Annotated in this window: 1 protein-coding gene; it reads left to right on the top strand. The window is 50.6% G+C overall.

The annotated features are described in order from the left end of the window. Positions 1–12: 12 nt before the first annotated feature. Positions 13–1331 (top strand): Na+/H+ antiporter NhaC family protein (locus ACQ76V_RS15995; RefSeq protein WP_441001506.1); only part of this gene is annotated, 1319 nt, incomplete at its 3' end.

Here is a 1331-nt window from a genome sequence, read left to right as displayed (position 1 = left end):
AAAGGAAATCGTATAAATATCATCATAGCCCTTATTGTGATCGTATTGGGGGTTCTTTTTGCGGGTGAGCTGCCGAAGTATGGTGACCACTATGGATTTTGGTCGGTTCTGCCCCCGCTGGTCGCTATTGTACTGGCCTTTTGGACCCAAGAGGTCGTCAGTTCCCTGTTTGTAGGTATTGTGTTAGGAGGATTCATTTCGGGCAATATCAATATTGTGGATGCCTACCTGATTCCTTCGATCGGAACGGAGAATTTCGCCCTCATTTTGCTGGTGTATTTGTGGTCACTGGGCGGACTTATTGGGATCTGGACGCGCACCGGCGGGGCCGAACGTTTTGCTGAATGGGCCGGAGGCAAAATGGTACGCGGACCTAAATCTGCCAAGTTTTTTACCTGGATGATGGGACTGGTATTCCATCAAGGCGGAACGATCAGTACGGTATTAACAGGGGCCACGGTCCGCCCGATCTCAGATGAGCAGGGCGTTTCACACGAGGAGAGTTCCTATATGGTCGACTCAACAGCGTCCCCGGCCGCCACGGTGATTCCCTTTAATGTTTGGCCTATTTACATAGGTGGATTGGTGGTTGGGACGATTCCCCTTTTTGAGACTACCCAAGACGCGGTCGCTTTTTTCTTTCAGGCCATACCGTTCAACTTTTATGGCATATTTGCCTTGTTGATGACCTTACTTTTTGCCTGGGAGCTGTTGCCATGGGTGCCCGGCAGGAAGATGAGGGACGCTATTAAGCGGTCTCGTGAAGAAGGAAAATTGGATCGTGACGGCGCCGACCCGATGTCTTCTGCCGAGCTTACGGAAATGGATATTCCGGAAGACTACAATTCTGGGTTGATTGATTTTTTTGGTCCCATTGGCACCCTGCTGGGCGTAGCTATCATTCCGTACGTTATCACCTTTTATATCATGGGTAATACCGAAGATCCGATGCTGTTGATTGCCGAGGCCTTTGTATTAGCGGTATTGGCGGGAATGTTTATTGCCCTGGCGAAAGGCATGGAGCTTAAAACAGTGATGGATGGTTTCGTGGATGGTTGTAAAGGGGTGACCATTGGTGCGATTGTCCTGGCGCTGGCGGTAACCCTAAAAGAAGTAGCCGAATCAGTGGGTACGGCCGAGTACGTCGTGGCATTGGTGGGCGATGCGATCGCCCCGATGTTTTTACCGGCTATCTTGATGGGGTTGTGCATGTTGATTGCCTTTGCGGCGGGCACATCATTTGGAACCTATGCAGTCGTATTTCCGGTAGCGATGCCGCTGGCCTGGACCATACTGCCTGATCCCTTTTTTATCACGCTTTGTTTTGGAGC

It is taken from the genome of Fodinibius sp. SL11 (assembly GCF_052060035.1).
Classification (GTDB): domain Bacteria; phylum Bacteroidota; class Rhodothermia; order Balneolales; family Balneolaceae; genus Fodinibius.
Note: the sequence above shows the minus strand (reverse complement) of the source record. Positions and strands in the feature narration are given on the sequence as shown.